15 protein-coding genes are annotated in these 17626 nt (G+C 64.5%); 4 read left to right on the top strand and 11 right to left on the bottom strand.

Going from position 1 to position 17626, the window contains the following annotated elements:
* Nucleotides 1-2: 2 nt before the first annotated feature.
* The 5 genes from ACORJG_RS04015 to ACORJG_RS03995 all read right to left on the bottom strand — a co-directional run bounded on the left by ACORJG_RS04015 (nt 3) and on the right by ACORJG_RS03995 (nt 5593).
* Complete coding sequence (locus ACORJG_RS04015; RefSeq protein WP_427791820.1) at nt 3-689, bottom strand: hypothetical protein; 687 nt, start codon at nt 687-689, stop codon at nt 3-5.
* On the bottom strand, nt 682-1344 hold the full coding sequence (locus ACORJG_RS04010) for an ImmA/IrrE family metallo-endopeptidase (protein WP_427792960.1): 663 nt from the start codon (nt 1342-1344) through the stop codon (nt 682-684). Before ACORJG_RS04010 ends, ACORJG_RS04015 begins: the two co-directional genes overlap by 8 nt.
* Before the next feature lie 377 nt (nt 1345-1721).
* Entirely contained in the window at nt 1722-2492 is a 771-nt protein-coding gene (locus ACORJG_RS04005; protein ID WP_427791818.1) for a hypothetical protein, read from the bottom strand.
* 322 nt (nt 2493-2814) lie between these two features.
* Nucleotides 2815-4011: a tyrosine-type recombinase/integrase gene (locus ACORJG_RS04000; protein WP_354087684.1), complete on the bottom strand. Its 1197-nt coding sequence runs from the start codon at nt 4009-4011 to the stop codon at nt 2815-2817.
* 289 nt (nt 4012-4300) lie between these two features.
* Nucleotides 4301-5593, bottom strand: coding sequence for a dipeptidase (locus ACORJG_RS03995; RefSeq protein ID WP_427791816.1), 1293 nt, complete (start codon nt 5591-5593; stop codon nt 4301-4303).
* A 245-nt stretch (nt 5594-5838) separates the two neighbouring features.
* Between ACORJG_RS03995 and hemF the strand changes: the two genes are divergently transcribed.
* Entirely contained in the window at nt 5839-6693 is an 855-nt protein-coding gene (gene hemF / locus ACORJG_RS03990) for an oxygen-dependent coproporphyrinogen oxidase (RefSeq protein WP_427792958.1), read from the top strand.
* Between the two features lie 10 nt (nt 6694-6703).
* Here the strand turns inward: hemF and ACORJG_RS03985 are convergent, their stop codons facing one another.
* Together ACORJG_RS03985 and ACORJG_RS03980 are read right to left on the bottom strand one after the other, a co-directional pair.
* The gene (locus tag ACORJG_RS03985) at nt 6704-9214 is read right to left on the bottom strand and encodes an ATP-binding protein (protein WP_427791814.1); all 2511 of its coding nucleotides are present in this window, start codon (nt 9212-9214) and stop codon (nt 6704-6706) included.
* 47 nt (nt 9215-9261) lie between these two features.
* On the bottom strand, nt 9262-9975 hold the full coding sequence (locus tag ACORJG_RS03980; protein WP_427791812.1) for a glutamine amidotransferase-related protein: 714 nt from the start codon (nt 9973-9975) through the stop codon (nt 9262-9264).
* Between the two features lie 89 nt (nt 9976-10064).
* Between ACORJG_RS03980 and ACORJG_RS03975 the strand changes: the two genes are divergently transcribed.
* Nucleotides 10065-10400, top strand: a complete 336-nt coding sequence (locus ACORJG_RS03975) for an antibiotic biosynthesis monooxygenase family protein (protein ID WP_427791810.1) — start codon at nt 10065-10067, stop codon at nt 10398-10400.
* Here the strand turns inward: ACORJG_RS03975 and rlmJ are convergent.
* On the bottom strand, nt 10397-11218 hold the full coding sequence (gene rlmJ / locus ACORJG_RS03970; protein ID WP_427791808.1) for a 23S rRNA (adenine(2030)-N(6))-methyltransferase RlmJ: 822 nt from the start codon (nt 11216-11218) through the stop codon (nt 10397-10399). The genes ACORJG_RS03975 and rlmJ overlap by 4 nt on opposite strands.
* Nucleotides 11219-11293: 75 nt before the next feature.
* Between rlmJ and ACORJG_RS03965 the strand changes: the two genes are divergently transcribed.
* Nucleotides 11294-11641, top strand: a complete 348-nt coding sequence (locus ACORJG_RS03965; protein WP_427791806.1) for a hypothetical protein — start codon at nt 11294-11296, stop codon at nt 11639-11641.
* A 7-nt stretch (nt 11642-11648) separates the two neighbouring features.
* On the opposite strand, the gene tdh is transcribed toward ACORJG_RS03965, so the two are convergent.
* Genes tdh through ACORJG_RS03950 form a run of 3 tightly spaced genes read right to left on the bottom strand, consistent with a single transcriptional unit; the run spans nt 11649 to nt 15127 of the window.
* Nucleotides 11649-12998, bottom strand: a complete 1350-nt coding sequence (tdh, locus tag ACORJG_RS03960; RefSeq protein WP_427791804.1) for an L-threonine 3-dehydrogenase — start codon at nt 12996-12998, stop codon at nt 11649-11651.
* Between the two features lie 11 nt (nt 12999-13009).
* A complete protein-coding gene (locus ACORJG_RS03955) occupies nt 13010-14200 on the bottom strand; it encodes a glycine C-acetyltransferase (protein WP_427792957.1) in 1191 nt (396 codons plus the stop codon).
* Nucleotides 14201-14251: 51 nt separating this feature from the next.
* Complete coding sequence (locus ACORJG_RS03950) at nt 14252-15127, bottom strand: DUF4232 domain-containing protein (RefSeq protein WP_427791803.1); 876 nt, start codon at nt 15125-15127, stop codon at nt 14252-14254.
* Between the two features lie 137 nt (nt 15128-15264).
* Here ACORJG_RS03950 and ACORJG_RS03945 point away from each other — a divergent pair, with 137 nt between their 5' ends.
* Nucleotides 15265-17391 carry a TonB-dependent receptor domain-containing protein gene (locus ACORJG_RS03945; protein WP_427791801.1) on the top strand — a complete coding sequence of 709 codons (2127 nt, stop codon included), beginning with the start codon at nt 15265-15267 and terminating at the stop codon, nt 17389-17391.
* Nucleotides 17392-17626: the final 235 nt, after the last annotated feature.

The raw sequence follows: 17626 nt of genomic DNA, 5'->3' as shown, positions 1-17626 counted from the left end.
ATTCATCCCGGTGCGGTCGTGTCGGTCGCATCGCTGATCTTTGGGTACTTAGTGCTGTGGCGCAGAACTCCTGGGGCCTCTCCATCTAGGTGCCGGATGTAGCTGGAAAGCGCTTCGGCCACGTTGAAGTCGACAGAAGAGCATTGGCTACAGCCAAAGCAAATCGTAATTGCCTGATCTACGGATGGTTCTTTGCATACTGCGCCTCGTATCTGATCGAGCGTGCAAGCGGCAATCATCCATCCAAAGAGCTGCTCCAGGCAGGCAACGCGATTGGAAGAAGCTTCGATAGCAACGATAGCCATTGCTTTGATGGCGCGCTTGTCTCCAGTGATAAGGAGTTCGTGCCCACGATGCGCCATTATAGCCAAAAGCTGGCTTTCTCCGCTATCAAGCTCAAGCCCTTGCATGGTTGCTTTCGCTTCCAGTGCAGCCGCCGCCTCCAATTCATTGTCACTCGGTTCTATTAGAGAAATCGAAGACAGGAGGTATTCTACGGCCCGCCTCGCGCGATCCCGATCGACGATCTTAGATGTACGATCAACGCGGTTGCGGATGACATATTTTCCAACCCCAAGCATTGAGGTTGATGACGCACCCGATCTGGTAGTTGCGAAAAACTCATCAACCAATGAGTAGCAAGATATTTTCAATGCCACATCATTATCCAAGAGAACCAAATCAGACATCCGAAATTGCCATGATTTTTCTTAGATAACATTGGGAATCAATGCTCAACTCACCCCATTCGAGTTCAGAGTTTGCTATGCCATTAACCTCCGGCCACGCTGGTATTGACCTCGAGTATATGAAGTTAAGAGCGGAGGTCGCGACGGCCCATAATCCGGTTTGGTATCCGACGCAAAGCGCCATAGTTCCAGGTTCAATGCGGTATTGAGCCGCTGCGCGCATAACGGCATTTGCTAGTGTTGGCGCGTTAAATTCTTTAAGGTTAGTCTTGATCTCGCGGTCCGCTCCCCCCGTCAGCAAGGTAAGGGCGAATTGATCGGCCTCTTTCTCTTGGTCATCGTCGCTGCTAGTCGATGCTGGGTCTTCTACGTCGACTAGAGCGGGCGCCCCCTTAAGATGATCAAGCATCACGTGGCCAAGCTCATGCGCGAGCGTAAATGCGACTGGGGCAGGATACTGGGCGTCGCGGCCGAGCAAAATCGCAAATCTGTCGTCAACGCTGACGACCATCGCGTGCATGGATTTGGCCTCCATAGGGAACACTCGGAGGTATATTACCGGTATACCCAAGGCCCAACACGCAGAGATTAGAGACTCCAAGTCTACGAACGCATTCGATGAAAGTATAGAGTCGCGTAGCTTATCGGCAGACACGTTGCGTATACCCGATCTCGGCGTGGCCCGTAATAGCAATCGACCGATTGATACGCCAAATGATGTTAGCGCAGATTTTTGGTGTTCGCTCGCAGCTGAGAGGTGTTTGAATTTGGCTTCGTCATTCCATATAAATTCAACGCGCTCGCCCAGCAGGGGGCGCGGGTCCAAGCCGAGGCGGCGAGCGAGCGCAAACCGCAACTCCGCGCGGCCAGAAGGCGATTTATCGGCGTCCTCTGTCCACCAAGATGGCCAAGCGGCTTCGATGGCGGCGCGGCTAAAGCCTGCCTTCCGCAGTCGATCTATGAGCTTCGCGTTTTCGTCGGCCACAGCATTCTTGTCCCCCTATGCTAGAATAGCATAGCATGGAGCGGTTGCTACAATAGCCGATCACTTGCTTCGGGCGATGCCTCGCGCTGGCTGTCGCGTCGAATCTTTTTGACAACCCTACACCATTCGGTGGGGTCAACTTCATCGACCGTCCCGAGCATTGAAAGCCTGGTTGAATCAAGGAGATCGGGATCGGTGAGACGGACCCAATAGCTTCCTGTTAGGCAGGCCACCATGTTGGCGGCATAGTCGGACGTTTCCTGCTCGACGGCGACGCGCCGCAACAATGCAGTGACCTGTGAAGCTCCCACACGCCCCCCCGCACTGCTTGCATTGCGGTATGCTTCGGGATCGAATGGTTTGTCGTGCCGAAGTTCCAGCGGCTTATCTGATCGGCATATCAGTGAGTAGTGAGAACGTTTGGGGCCAGTCCCGCTATCCGCCCGGCTCGTAATGAGGGCGTGTGCAGGCAATGGGCGGATCATGCCAAATGCGTCAATATACTGCCGCCAAACAAACGTCCGGGCGGGTGCGATATCGCTCGCTTTAGGCCGCGACTTCATGATCGAGAATATGGCAGGCACCTGCACCGCTGCGCGTGCCAATGCGTTCGTCGCCAGGGCTGGCGGATTTCCGACACCCCAAAAGAAGACGCCGTCGCCAGCCTGCCGCTCAACCTCTTTGCGCTTGATGATCGCGGCAAGTGCCTGCCCTGCTTCTGCCTGCATACGGGACCAGCAGACATAGCCATCTGCGCTGAAGTTCAGAGGCTGGCTCGGGCCCGAAAATTTGGGCTCCAGACGGGCAATTATGTTCATGGTGCGGGCCTCATCCCAACCCTCTCGCACCTGAGGCGCAGCCCCTCAATGGGAACGCCTCAACGGGCAAGATTAAGCGTGGAGAAGAGTGTGAACGACTCGTTGGGCAGCCTGTAGACTGCCTGTGGAGAAGATGCGTAATTTGGCCTGTATTGTTGCGCCACTGATCCCTGAGAGTGTGGCAGGCGCTCCCGTCATTTCCGGACGTAGCCGCAGCTACGGTGGGTTAGAAGTAATAACCGCACCTCAAACGAGCATGCGGCGGGGCCCCAAGAAATCCAAGGGCAGCTTCCCGGTCGGCTGTCAATGTTAGGTCCTCGAGCTAGATAGCCTCCCAACCCGGCAATCCCTGCAAGATGCGAGCGGCATTCTTCACCGGATTGATGTGGCCGTAGTGGTCCTCGATCATCTTCACTGACGTGCCCATCTGCTTTGACAGGAAATAGACATCCACGCCCTCCGTTAGCCGGAAGGTCGCGTAGGTGTGGCGGAAGCAATAGGTGGACCGGGGGGAGCCTGAGGCGCTGAGAAGCAGGCCTGCTTCTCTAAGGAGCGCTTCAATCTGATCCGCATAGAGAGTGGCTGCGGGATCACCCTTGCCGTTGACGAAGACGGCGCCCTCGGGCGCCGTCTCATTGGTTGTCAGGGAGCGAACTCGCTCCAGATAGTCAGCAACATTCCCTGCCGCGACCAGCTGGCGCGACTTGTCCTTCCCCCGCACTTGCAGAACGACCATGCGTCGGCCGTCTGCGTCGGTTCGGATCGCCACGTCCCTCCAGCGGAGGTTCTTGGCTTCGGCCGGACGCATGCCTGTGTTGCACATGATCAAAATGAAGTTGTAGGCGAGTTGTCGGTGCCATTCGAATTTCCTGGTTCTGGCGCGCTTGATCCAGCCACGCGCGAAGGTGTGGAGCTTGCGATACTCCTCAGGCGTGAACTCCTCCCGGCGCACCTTCGCTAGGGGCAACTTGCCCTTGTAGATATGGCTCTCCGGCACGAAGCGCTTGCCGACCGCGAAGGCGATGACGGAACGAAAGATAGACATCTCATAGCGGATGGTGGCGTCCGACACCGGCCGTCCGCCGCGACCCAGCCCATTCTGTCGGCGCCAGAGGGGATAGCCCAGGAAGTCGTCGTGCGAGACGTGGGCAATCTGCTTGGCACCCACGTAACGATTGATCTGGGCGCGAATGATGGACTCGACCACCTCCCAGCGATGGTGAGTGATCTCACCGGCCTCTGAGCGAGCCTGCTGATGGTCAGCGTACATCTTCGCGATCTGGGCGAAGGTCCGGTTGAACACCGGGACATCATGCTTCACGCGAAAGCGCAGGTCCGCGTCGGCGTCGAAGGCCGCCTCCTTGGCCGTGGTCACATCGGCGGTGCGGAGCGAGACCGTCTTGTACCGGTCGGAGCCCGGCACCTTGATGCGGCAGTACCAGTTGCGGTGCTGAACGTCCGCGCGGCGGAAGAGGATGAGGCCAGGCTTCAGCTCCTGGGGGTCTATCAAAAAGGCCATCGGGGCGGCTCCCTGTGCAGGGTCTGTGTCGCCTCAGGGCCTAAGTCCTTGACTCTCCATTGGCTGGATAGGCCTTGAGCAGGCCTTGAGCGTGGACAAATCTGAAGAGAAACAAACCCGTAACATCACCCCTTCTCCCCTTGTGGGAGAAGGCGGGCCCGAAGGGCTCGGATGAGGGGTGTCGGCGGGCGGATTGAATATGATGGCTGGGAGCGAGTTTCCTCGCACCCCTCATCCGTCCGGCTCCGCCGTCCACCTTCTCCCACAAGGGGAGAAGGATTTTATTGGCTTATTCCGGCGCGCCGTCGTCCTGCAGTTTGGCCAGGCTGGGCCGCTCGCCGCGCTTGGATTCCGCTACACGCTCAACCGCCCGCATGACGCGCAGCAGGTTTTCGCCGGAGATCTTGCGGATGTCGGCCTCGCTCCAGCCGCGGCGCATCAGTTCAGCCAGCAGGCGCGGATAGCCGTCCACGCCCTCCAGACCCTCCGGCAGCTTGTCCACGCCGTCGTAGTCTCCGCCCAGTCCGATGTGGTCGATGCCGGCCACATTACGGACGTGCTGGATATGGGCGATGACGTCCTCCATCGTCGCCACCGGCGCCGGATTCGCCGCAACCCAGGCGTCCGTGCCCGCCTTGACCGCAGCCGGATCGCCGGGGTTCATCGCGGTGAGACGCGTGACCTCGGCCGCACGTCCTGCGCCCCAGGCCCGCACGGCCTCGCTGATGAAGCCCGGCACGAAGGTCACCATGACGATGCCGCCGTTGCCCACCATCTGGCGCAGCACCGCATCGGGCACATTGCGCGGATGCGCCGTCACCGCCCGCGCCGAGGAGTGAGAAAAGATCACCGGCGCCGACGACACGCGGATGGCGTCGACCATGGTGTCCTCGGACACGTGGCTCAGGTCCACCATCATGCCCAGGCGGTTCATCTCGCGGACGACTTCTTCGCCAAAGGCGTTCAGGCCGTTCCACTTGGGCGCATCCGTGCCGCTGTCCGCCCAGGTCGTGCTCTTGGAGTGGGTCAGCGTCATGTAGCGCGCCCCCGAATCATAGAACTCGCGCAGCAGGCCAAGAGAGTCGTCGATCGAATAGCCGCCCTCCATGCCGATCAGGCTGGCGATCTTGCCCGCCCGGTGAATGCGGATCAGGTCGTCGGCGGTTGTCGCCAGTTCAAAGGTGTCGGGGTGGGCGGCGACGATACGTTTGACCGTGTCGATCTGCTCGAACGTGGCCTTGGCGGCGTCGACCGGCGCCAGGCTGGCCGGGACGAAGACCGACCAGAACTGGCCGCCCACGCCCCCGGCGCGCAGACGCGGAATATCGGTATGGAGACGCGTCGAGGTTGAAAGATTTTGTGTCAGATCAACGCCATAAGGATCGTTTCCAAAGCCCTGACGCAAGGCCCACGGGAGGTCGTTGTGGCCATCGACCAGCGGCGTGCGCTTCAGAATCTGCATCACGCGCGCCTGATCCGCCTGAGACGACTGGCTCTGTGCGGATTGGGCCGAGGCGGGTGCGGCCAGAACGGCGATGGATGCGGCGGCCAGTAGGCCTGCGCGCAGGGCGGTTCGGATCATGATTTTCCCCTCTCAAGACACAAGGACCGCACAGCCGCCCCACGGCGCCGCTTTGCGGACGCGCCACGCTGGCACAGCCCGGCCGAAGAGGGAACCATCCGCCTGCGGCTGTCGCCTGAGTGATCTGGATCAAGGCCCCCTCGCCTCGCCTGCGGCATCAGGCTCGCATCCGCGCACCCCGCCGGACTGTTCAGAAAGGCCGCGTCATGGTTGAAGCCCTCATGATCCAAGCTGACCCCGCCCTGATGATTGAGCGCCGCGAGCGCGCCCGCGTCTGGTTCGAGACCCTGCGCGACAAGATCCACGCCGGTTTCGAGGCGCTGGAAGACGCCGCCCCCGCCGAACTGTTCACCGGAGCGCCCGGCCGCTTTGTCCGCACGCCGTGGGACCGCAAGGAGGGCGGCGGCGGCGTCATGGGCATGATGAGCGGCCGCCTGTTTGAAAAGGTCGGCGTTCACTGCTCGACCGTCCACGGCGCCTTCCCCGCCGACTACGCCAAAAACGTGCCCGGCGCCGAGGAAGACCCGCGCTTCTACGCCACCGGCATCAGCCTGATCTGCCACCCGGTCAGCCCGCGCGTGCCTGCCGTGCACATGAACACCCGCCTGATCTCGACGACCAAGACCTGGTTCGGCGGCGGCGGCGACCTGACGCCCGTGCTGGACGTGGACCGTCGCGACGACCACCCTGACACCGTGGATTTCCACGCCGCCATGCAAGGCGCCTGCGACGCCTTCGATCCAGCCTGGCACGCCAAATATAAACAGTGGTGCGACGAGTATTTCTTCCTGCCCCACCGCAATGAACCGCGCGGCACCGGCGGCATCTTCTACGACCATCACGACAGCGGCGACTGGGAGCGGGACTTCGCCTTCACCCAGGCCGTCGGCGAGGCCTTCCTCAAGGTCTATTGCGACATCGTCGCCCGCCGGATGCACGAGCCGTGGACCGAGGCCGAGCGTGAAGAGCAGCTGATCCGTCGCGGCCGCTACGTCGAGTTCAACCTGCTCTACGACCGCGGCACCATGTTCGGGCTGAAGACCGGCGGCAACGTCGAATCGATCCTCAGCTCCATGCCGCCCGTGGTGAAGTGGCCGTAAAGGCCCGCGATCAGGCCGAAGCCTGATTCTCCACCTTATCCTGAGCTTGGGCCAGCGCCTCGACCACGGCCTGCGTCAGACTCGTCACGCTGAGCGGCTTGGTCAGATGTCCGTCGGCGCCCGCCCTGCGGCTGGCCTCGACGTGTTCGCTCATGGCGTTGGCCGTCAGCATCAGGATCGGCGTCCGCGCGGCGCCCGTCCTTTGTTCATGGGCGCGGATTTCCATTGTCGCCGTCAGTCCATCCATGACCGGCATCTGCATATCCATCAGCACCAGATCGAAGCCGCCCGCGCGGAAGGCGGCCACAGCCTGCGCTCCGTCATCCACCGTCGTCAGTTCGACACCCAGCGGTTCCAGCATGACCTCGACTACCTTGCGGTTGACCGGATGGTCGTCGGCCAGCAGCACGCGCAGCGCCGCCGCATGATCCGCCCGCACGACCGGCGCAGCCAGCGCGCCCGCCTCAACGTCGTCATCGTCTCGCTCCACCGCCGGAAGGCTCAGGTCGAACCAGAAGCGCGCCCCGCCCTCCGGCGGCGAGACGCAGTCCAGTTCGCCGCCCATCAGCCGCACCAGATCATCTGAAATGGCCAGCCCCAGCCCGCTGCCGCCGAACCGGCGGGTGATGGAGCCGTCCTCCTGCTGGAAACGATGGAAGATGCGCGCCTTGAATCCGGCGTCGAAGCCGATGCCCGTGTCGGCCACGGTAAAGCGGATCTGATCCCCTTCACGTCGCGCGACAGAGAGCGTCACCGTCCCCTCCTGCGTGAACTTCAGCGCATTACTGACCAGATTGGTCAGCACCTGGCGCAGCCGCACGGCGTCGCCGACCACACGACGCGGCAGGGTCGGATCGAGGTCCAGCCGCAGTTCCAGCCCCTTGTCCATCACCAGCGGCGCCCACAGCGCCGAAACGTCACGGACGGCCGCCTCCAGATCAAAGGGCGCCGGGTCAATCGCCACCTGTCCCGACTCGATGCGCGACACATCCAGTATGTCCGACAGCAGACGCTCCAGCGTGACGCCTGACGAACGGATGATGTCGACCAGTTCGCGGTCCCGTTCCGGCAGGTCGCGCGACGCCAGCGTCTCGGCCATGGCCACCACGCCGTTCAGGGGCGTGCGGATTTCATGACTCATATTGGCCAGGAACTCGCTCTTGGCGCGGTTGGCCGCCTCGGCGTGAAGCTGGGCCTTCTTCAGCCGCACCGACTGTCTGCGCTGCCAGAACAGGACGACCAACGCCGACATCCCGAACACCAGACTGATGCCCAGTATCCAGTTCTGGCCCCGGATCACGGCGTGCTGAAGGTGGGTGTTGGAACGCGCCGTCTCCAGCTGGTGGCGTCGCTCGGCCAGTTGTTGCTGCATGTCGCCCGTCACCTGGTGGATGCCCGCACTGAACCGCCGCGCCAGGCTCAGGTCACGTTCGCGCTGATATTCGCGCAAAACTTCAAAGGCTTCGTTCGGCTTCTTCGAAGCGAACAGCAGCTCGGCCTCCAACAGCCGCTCCATCGGATCGACCGCTCCGCCCGGAGCCAGTTGGCGCACCCGCTCCAGATCACGGCGCGCGCCCGCCAGATCGCCCAGCCGCGCCCGCGCCACGCCCCGCACCGGCAGGATATCCAACGCCAGAAACGCCTTGCCGTCGATCAGAGCCTCATGATCCTTCAGACAGTCCAGCACGCCGCGCGGATCACGACGCGCCTCGGCCACGAAGGCGCACAGGGCGGCGTCATAGGCGCTGAGGCTGTCCATCTGCGCCCGCTGGCTCAGGCGGTGGTGTGCGGCGTAGAAAAGCTCGGCGTTCGGCACATCGCCGACCTGCACCGCCATCCGCGCCAGATTATAGAGGCTGTCGAAATCGGGACGCGGATAGTCGGGATTGGAATCGTCGATCTCGAACCGACGGAATGCTGCGGCGGCGCCCGCGACGTCGCTCAGCTTCATCAACCCCATGCCGGTCACTTCCCACACCCCGGCGCGGGCCGTAGAGGCATAGGGATCGTGGGCCGGGATTTCCGCCTCGGCCGTCGTCAGCAGGCGCAGGCCCTCGCCGATCCGGTCCTGATCCATCAGGGCCAGCGCGCTCAGTCGCGCCGCGTGCGCCATGACGAACCAGTCGCGCGTCGTGCGCGCGGTGTGGACCATCTCGTCCTCTACCGACAGGTCGCCCTGATCGTAGAGGATGGTCAGGGCGTTCAAGCGCGCGATGCTCTGGTAGCGGTCGTCGTTCTGCGCCCTGGCCTGCGCGGCCAGTCGGTCGTTCCACAGCGCGGCCTGCTCGAAATCACCCTGGTTCAGCGTCGTCCAGGCGACATGATAAAGCCGGTTCAACCCCTCGCGATCGCGCCGTTTCAAGGCGTCGAGACCGAAGGCCTCCAGAGCCGCAAAATCGGTCGCCGCAGCCCTCTTCTCGACCGCCTGCGCCAGTTCCGCCGCAGATACCGATTTCGCCATGGCGGGCGCGGCCGTCGCCAGAACAGCAAGCGCGACCAGTGGCGCACTAAAAAAGGTCATGAGACGTTGGGGAGACATCCCGACCACCCTAGGCGGACGGAAGTTGCCTAAGACTTAGCGCCGTTCGATGAAACGCCGAGATAGTTGCGTATCCATTCCGCCAGCACCGCCCGGTCATTCGCCTGCCCCAGCGTCGCATGGGCCTGATCGACCAGGGCGTCGTCGATGCGGCCCCGGCGTCCTTCGGTCAAGGTGGCGGCGAAGGCCGGGTCGAACTCGGGATGGCACTGGAAGCTGATGGCCTCCTGCCCCCAGGCCAGTCCGGCATAGGGCGTGAAGTCGCTGGCGATCAGCACCCGCGCGTCGGCGGGCGCGGCCACGACCTGATCCTGATGCGACACCGGAATGGCGATGGAGGCGGCCCCCGGCGTCATCCAGTCCTCAGCGCTCAGGACGTCATAGCGATGCAGGCCGACGCCCCAACCCTTGTCCGACGTTTCGACCCGACCGCCGAAGGCGTGGGCCAGGATCTGATGGCCGAAGCACACGCCGACCAGCCGCGTCTTGCCGCGCGCGCCCCGCAGCCACGCCGCCAGCGGTTCGATCCACGGCAGGTCTTCATAGACCCCCGCCGCCGATCCGGTGACGATCGTCCCGGCGAAGGCCGACGGGTCCTGCGGCAGTTCGCCTGCCTGGACGTCAAAGCGATGGGTCGTCGCCCCCTCGCCCAGCATGGCGCGGAACTGGCTGGTGTAGTCGCCGAACGTCTCGGCCAGAGCGGCGGGCGGACGCCCGGTTTCGAGAATGGCTATGGCGGTCATGAATATTCCACTGGGTCGGCGGGGATGCAGAAAGCCTCAACCGCTGGATTGCTGTAGAAGACGGCGCAAAGCAATGAGACGAACCGCCCATGACCGCCTCCATCGACGTTCAGGCCGCCGCCCCTGCGGATGATCCGATCGTCCTGATCAACGTCTTCAAATGCAATGCGGCGCAGTTGGACTCCCTGATGGAGCGTCTGGGCGATCTGGTGCAGATCCAGACCGCCCTGCCCGGCTTCGTCTCGGCCACCCTGCATCGCGGACTGAACGGTCGTGTGGCGGCCAATCACGCCGTCTGGGCCGGCGCCGCCCACTGGAAGGCCATGACGCGCCACCCGCAGGTCGTCGCAGCCATGGAGCCCATTCTGGCCATCGCCACCTTTGAGCCCCACCTCTATGAACCGGGCGAGGTCATCCAGCCCTAACCCGCGCGCCAGATCTCGGCCCGACCGCCTGCATCGCCCAGCGTCTGCACCGTCCAGCCGCAGATTTCCGCCGCCGCTGCATCAGCGCCCGACGGCGCGTTGACGATCGTCATGGCGCAGCCGTTCATCTTCATCGGATTGTTCAGCGGACGCAGCCGCGCCTCGGCCACCAGCACCCGCGACAGCCCCGCCTGCTCCAGTCGCCGGATGAAGCCGTCGAACGTCTCCAGATCCTTCAGCGGTGTCCAGATCGCCACACAGGCCGCCCGGTCGGCGCCCAGCACCGCCGCCGCCGTTTCAGCCGAGCGGACATAGTCGTCGGGCCGCTCGAACGGCGGATCGATCAGCACCAGCGGCGCTTTCAGCCCCCGCGCCGCGCGCGCCGCCTCCTCATAGCCGTCGCCCGCCTGTCCCGTCGCATTCGACCACGGCGCCAGCGCCTCCTGCAGCAAGGCCTGAACCGGCGGGTTCAGCTCAAATCCGCGATAGGAATCCTCAGCCCGCAAGGCCCGCGCCGTCAGCACCGGCGAGCCGGGATAGAAGCGCGCGCCGCCCTGCGGATTCAGCGCGGCGACCTCGGCCGCCAGCGCCTCGATCAGCGGCGGCCGCGCCTCGGCGGTCATTAACCGCGCCACTCCGGCCTCGGCCTCGCGCGAGCGGACCGCATCGCCCGACAGGTCATAGAGACCCGCCCCTGCATGGGTGTCCAGCACGTTCACAGGTCCGCGCGCCTGCCGCTCCTTCAACAGCCACAGCACAAGGGCGTGCTTGACCAGATCGGCGAAGTTTCCGGCGTGAAAGCTATGACGATAATTCATGGCCGCTCGTCCCCCGCCCCCGTCATCAGGTCAAGTCGTATAAGAGGGGACGACGCCCCGGCTTCAGGATACGCCATGCTGATCGACCATCCCGTTCTCTCCGACGATGACCGCACGCCCTCTCCGGCCATCGCCGAAACGGCGCAGCACGGTCTGGCCCTGCGCCAACAGCACGGACGCGGCGGCACCGAGGTCGGGGTGCGCCGCGCCGAACAGCTGATGGCGCGCGCCCCGCTCAGCGACCGCGACATCAAGTCGATGTACAGCTATTTCGCCCGTCACGATGTGGACAGGCACGGCCGCCATTGGGCCGATCCCATCAAGCCGTCGGCCGGCTATATCGCCTGGCGTCTGTGGGGCGGGGACGAGGCGCGCGACTGGATCAACAGCCTGCGCGCCCGCCTTCGCGAAGTCGGGATTTAGCGCTCGATCAGTCGGCCCAGTTCAGGACCACCTTGCCCGACTTGCCCGACCTCATCGCCTCAAAGCCCGCCTCGAAGTCCTGATAGGGCATCTGGTGGGTGATCAGCGGCGACAGATCCAGACCGGCCTTCAGCAGGCCCAGCATCTTGCGCCAGGTCGTGAACATCTCGCGCCCATAGACGCCCTTGATGGTCAGGGCCTTCAGGATGATCGCGCCCCAGTCCGTCTCCATCGGCTTGGAGGGAATGCCCAGCATGGCCATGCCGCCGCCCATGATCAGGGTGTCGACGCACTGTTTGAAGGCGATCGGCGAGCCTGACATCTCCAGCGCCACGTCAAAGCCGACCTTCAGACCCAGCTCGTGCATGACGTCGCGCAAGTCTTCCTTGGTCGTGTTCACCGCGCGGATGCCGGGCGCAACCTTTTGCGCAAGTTCCAAGCGGAAGTCGTTGATATCCGTGAGGACCACAGTGCGCGCGCCCGCATGACGCGCCACGGCGGCGGCCATCATGCCAATGGGGCCTGCGCCGGTGACGATGACGTCCTCGCCCAACAGATCGAACTGCTGCGCCGTGTGCACGGCGTTGCCGAACGGATCGAGGATCGAGCCGATCTCATACGGCACCTCGTCCGGCAGCTCGATGACGTTGAAGGCCGGGGCCACGACGTATTCGGCGAATGCGCCCTGACGGTTCACGCCGATGCCGCGTGTGTCGGGGTCCAGATGGAAGTGACCGGCGCGGGCCGCTTCGGAGTTCAGGTCGATGACGTGGCCCTCGGCCGAGACGCGCTGGCCGACCTTCAGGCGGCGATCCACGTCCTTACCGATGGCGACGATCTCGCCCGCGAACTCATGCCCGGTGATCATCGGCACGGGCACGTTCTTCTGGGACCACTCGTCCCAGTTCCAGATGTGGATGTCTGTGCCGCAGACGGCGGTGCGATGCACCTTGATCAGCACGTCCTCATCACCCGCGACGGGAATGGGCGCGTCGATCAGCTCCAGCCCCTCGGCCGGCTTCGTCTTGGCCAGAGCCTTCATCATGTCCGCCATCAGCCTACTCCCTGAACTCTGTTGTCGCGCCCTTGCACAGGCGCAGTTTGAAGCCTGATTTCGGCGCTTCCTCGGCATCGCGCAAGACGCCGACGAAATGCCGAAGTCCGCCCCCATCGCCTCGGCCGAAGCCTCCGCATGGATCCAGCGGATCGTCAGCGGTCCCGGCAGAGCCGCCAGCACCAGATCGAACAGTGCGTCGAGATTGCGCCCGAACCAGTCAGGCACGCCCTCGATCCGCTCGATCTGCGCATAAAAGTCGTCACGGCTGCAGATACGGCGACCGTCCAGCACGACCTCCATGCCCGCCTCCGTCAGATAACACCCAGCTCCTTGCCCGCCTGGGTGAAGGCGGCGACGGCGGCGTCGATCTGCTCGAAGGTGTGGGCCGCCGACATCTGGGTGCGGATGCGGGCCTGGCCGCGCGGCACCACCGGGAAGGAGAAGCCGATGACATAGACCCCCAGCTCCAGCAGGCGCGCCGCCATGTCCTGGGCCAGCTTGGCGTCGCCCAGCATGACCGGGATGATCGGGTGCTCGCCCGGCAGCAGGTCGAAGCCCGCCGCCGCCATGGCCGAACGGAAACGCGCCGCGTTGGCGAACAGCTGGGCGCGCAGCTTCTCGCCCTCATCCCCCGCAGCGATGCGGATGGCCTCCAGCGACGACCCGCAAACGGACGGCGCCAGAGCATTCGAGAACAGATAGGGCCGCGCCCGCTGCTTCAGCAGCTCGACGACATTCCTGCGGGCGCAGATGAAGCCGCCCATCGCCCCGCCCAGCGCCTTGCCGAAGGTGCCGGTGACGAAGTCCACCTCGACGCCGCAATGGGCGAACGAGCCCTTGCCCCTGTCGCCCAGGAAGCCGGTCGCGTGGCAGTCGTCGACCATGATCAGGGCCTGATACTGGTCGGCCAGGGCGCGGATCTGGTCGATCTTGCCGATGTAGCCGTCCATCGAGAAGGCGCCGTCGGTGGCGATGATGATGTTGCGTGCGCCAGCAGCGCGCGCCTCCTTCAGCTTGGCCTCCAGATCAGCCATGTCCGAGTTGGCGAAGCGATAACGCTGGGCCTTCGACAGACGCACGCCGTCGATGATGGAGGCATGGTTCAGGCTGTCCGAGACGATAGCGTCCTCGGCCCCGAACAGCGGCTCGAAGATGCCGCCGTTGGCGTCGAAGGCGGCGGCGAACAGGATAGCGTCCTCAAAGCCGAGGTAGTCGGCGATGGCGCGCTCCAGCTCCTTGTGGATTTCCAGCGTGCCGCAGATGAAGCGGACCGAGGCCGTGCCCGCGCCCCACTTCTCCTGCGCCTTGATTCCGGCCTGGGCGACGCGCTCGTCGCCCGCCAGGCCCAGATAGTTGTTGGCGCAGAAGTTCAGCACGTCGCGACCGTTGACGGAGATCACCGGCCCCTGGCGCGAGGCGATGACGCGCTCGGGCTTGGTCAGCCCCTGGGCGTCGATGTCGGCCAGTTCGGCATTGATGCGATCGTAGAAAGCCAGATTCATATCTTGGGTCATGCCTGCTCCGCTACGCTGAATTCGGGCTGGTTTGAAGCCCTACTGACCCGCCCTCGCCGTCGCACCGTCCGAGGCGTCTGCGACCGGCCGAATAGGGCTGACGTCGACCTTTCCGCCGCAGGGGGTGAAGGTCAGCGACAGGGCGACCGCCCCAGTCGCGCCGGGGGCCGTGACGCGCACCGTCTTGGCTGAGGGGCAACCCGTGTCATTTTCATCATCCTGTGGGATGACCGACCATGCGAGGTCGAAATAGGCGTTCTGTTGCGGACGCAGTTCAACCGGCGTCGGCGCCTGCCCCTGCGCGAAATAATTGCCCGGCGTGTTCTTTGAGCGCACTGCAGTCAGCGCCTGTCCGTCGTCGTCCAGAAGCGCCACCTGCGGATAGCCCGTCATGGTGCACGCGGCCGCACCTGCATTGCGCAGCGCCAGCGTCGTCAGGCGATGGCCCATGCCCGCATCCCCGCCCACGACCGTCAGTCGCAGATCAGAAGAGGCGCACGGCGCGCCCGCAGGCGGCGGTGCGGCGGCGGCGACCGGACGGCTGCAGCGTTCGAGCACGGTCGGCGCCTTGCCTGGCGCCGCCGTTCCGTCGCCGATGCGGCTCAGGACGCCGCCTTCCTGCTCGCCGCGCCCAGCGACGTGCCATTCCAGCCCCTCGCCCTTGTAGCGGGCGCCGCTGGCCGCGACGGCGCTGGTCAGCAGATAGTCCTTGCCCTCATAGCGCACCCGCGCCGTCTGATCGTCAGGGTAAGACACGGCGATCGTCCGGCCGCTCTCGCAGGCATAGCCCACGGCGACCGCGTTCTGGGCCTCAGGCGCCTCGATCGGCGAGGTCGGCTCCGGCGCCTTATCCCGCGAACACGCCGCGACCGTCAGGGCCAGACAGGTGGTGAGGACAGTTGCGGATCGGTTCATGAGGCCCTCTGGATTCGCGATGCTGTTACGTCTTCGCAAGATAGGCAAAAGCGCCTCCGAGGGAAATCGCAAGAAGCAGTTGCGGCCTGATACACTATAACATATCAAAACCTCGCAAATGTATCGGGGTGCGTGACATGCGATTTCAGACCTTTCTGCTGACTGCCGTGGGGGCGGCGGCGCTGACCAGCCTGGGCGTCGCTGCGCCCGCCATGGCCGCGGATATTGCGGCGGACATCACTCAACGCCAGTCTCAGGGCCAGTCGCCGGGCGATCCGCACGATCACACGCCCCGCGACGCCTATGAGGTGGACGAAGTCGTCGTGCGCGCCCTGCCGCTGGGCCGAGCAGGCGATGATGTCGGCAGCCACGTCGCCCTGCTCAGCGGCGATGATCTGGTGCACCGGCGCCAGTCGACGCTGGGAGACACCCTCAGCAGCATTCCCGGCGTCAACTCCGACACCTTCGGCGGCGGCGCCAGCCGCCCGGTCGTGCGCGGTCAGGCCTCGCCCCGCGTCAAGGTTCTGAGCGAAGGCGCCGGGCTGATGGACGCCTCGGAAGTGTCGCCCGACCACGCCGTTTCCGGCGAGCCGATGCTGCTGGAAGGCATCGAGATCCTGCGCGGCCCGGCCGCCCTGCTCTATGGCGGCGGCGCCATCGGCGGCGCGGTCAACCTGCTGGACAAGAAGATCCCGACCCGCATCCCCGCCAACGGCGGCGAGGGGGTGGCCGAATACCGTCGCGGCTCGGTCGACAACGAAGAAGCGGGCGTCGTCGGCATGACGGTCGGCGGCGGCAATCTGGCCTTCCGCGTCGAGGCGGCCGCCCGCCGCAGCGACGACTACAAGGTGCCCGACTGGGACGGCGGGCGCCTGAACGGCTCTTATAACGACACCTCGACGGCGACGCTGGGCGCCTCATGGATCGGCTCGCGCGGCTATCTGGGCGCGGCCTATACCGAGCAGACCAGCCGCTATGGGCTGGCGGGCCATACCCACGAATACGAGGGCTGCCACCCGCACGGCGAACAACTGCACTGCGGCGCCCACGGCCATGACGACGGACACGACCACGATCACGGGCATGACCACGATCACGACCATGAGCATGACGCTCCCGAAGTCCGCCTGAAGAGCCGCCGGGTCGATGTGCGCGGCGAACTGCGCGACCCGCTGCCCGGCATCGAGAACGTGCGCCTGCGCGCCGGCTACACCGACTATCGTCACGACGAGCTGGATGACGGCCAGATCTCCACCACCTTCACCAACAGGGGCTACGACGGCCGCCTCGAAGCCCAGCACCGCGAGATCGCGGGCCTGCGCGGCGTCGTCGGCCTGCAGCTGAGCAAGAGCGACTTCGCCGCCACCGGCGTCGAGAGCTTCCTGGCCCCCAGCACGACCAAGAACACCGGCCTGTTCGTGATGGAAGAATACGAGATCGGCCTGTGGCACCTGGAAGGCGCCCTGCGTCAGGAATGGCAGGAGGCCTCGGCCCTCGGCCTGGCCGATGTGGAGCACAAGCCCTTCTCGATCTCGGGCGCGGCGGTGTGGCACTTCACTCCCGGCTGGACCGGCGCCCTGTCGCTGTCGCGTTCGCAGCGCGCGCCCTCGGCTCAGGAATTGTATGCCGACGGCGTCCACCTGGCGACCAACACCTATGAGGTCGGCGACGTCGGCCTGAACGTCGAAACCGCCAACTCGATCGAACTGACCCTGCGCAAGACGGAAGGCGCCCTGACCGGTTCGGTCAGCGCCTATCACTATGTCTATGACGATTACATCTTCGCCCGGACGCTGGATCAACACGAAGACTTCCGTCTGATCCGCTACAGCCAGGCCGACGCGACCTTCACCGGCCTTGAGGGCGAACTGACGCAACAGTTCACCTCGTGGCTGTCGGGCACGGTCTTCGGCGACTATGTGCGCGGCGAGCTGAAGGGCGACGGCGGCAACCTGCCCCGCATCCCGGCAGCGCGGGCGGGCGCCCGGCTGGAAGCCTTCCACGGCCCGTGGTCCGGGGATGTCGAATACGCCCACACCTTCAAACAGTCCGACATCGCCGCGTTTGAAACAAAGACAGCGGGTTATGACATGGTCAACGCCACAGTCTCCTATGATGTCGATCTGGGACCGGTGCGCTCGCAGATCTTCGTGCGCGGGACCAATCTGCTGGACGAGAAGGCGTTCAACCACGCCTCCTTCCTGGCCGAGACGGCGCCTCTGCGCGGGCGTAACCTGACGGTGGGCGTGCGCGCCCGCTTCTAAGGTTTCTTCGCCGTTGCGAAAAAAGGAGGGGCGGGATCCGACGGATTCCGTCCCTTCCTTCGTTGTAGTCTTGTCGGTTCGGACAGGACTAAGCCCCTTATTACAGGAGTTTAATCCAAGGGAATGAAAGCGTCTCTTTTCGGCGCACATCGTTCTTTATCCGGGTCGATGCGATCGACGGGACAGGGCGTCGGTCGCGAACGTGCGTCTTTCCGTTTTCGTCCCCAGGACCCGT

It is taken from the genome of Brevundimonas diminuta (assembly GCF_050310045.1).
Classification (GTDB): Bacteria; Pseudomonadota; Alphaproteobacteria; order Caulobacterales; family Caulobacteraceae; genus Brevundimonas; species Brevundimonas diminuta_F.
The sequence above is the reverse complement of the archived record's forward strand: the minus strand, read 5'-3'. Positions and strand labels throughout refer to the sequence as shown.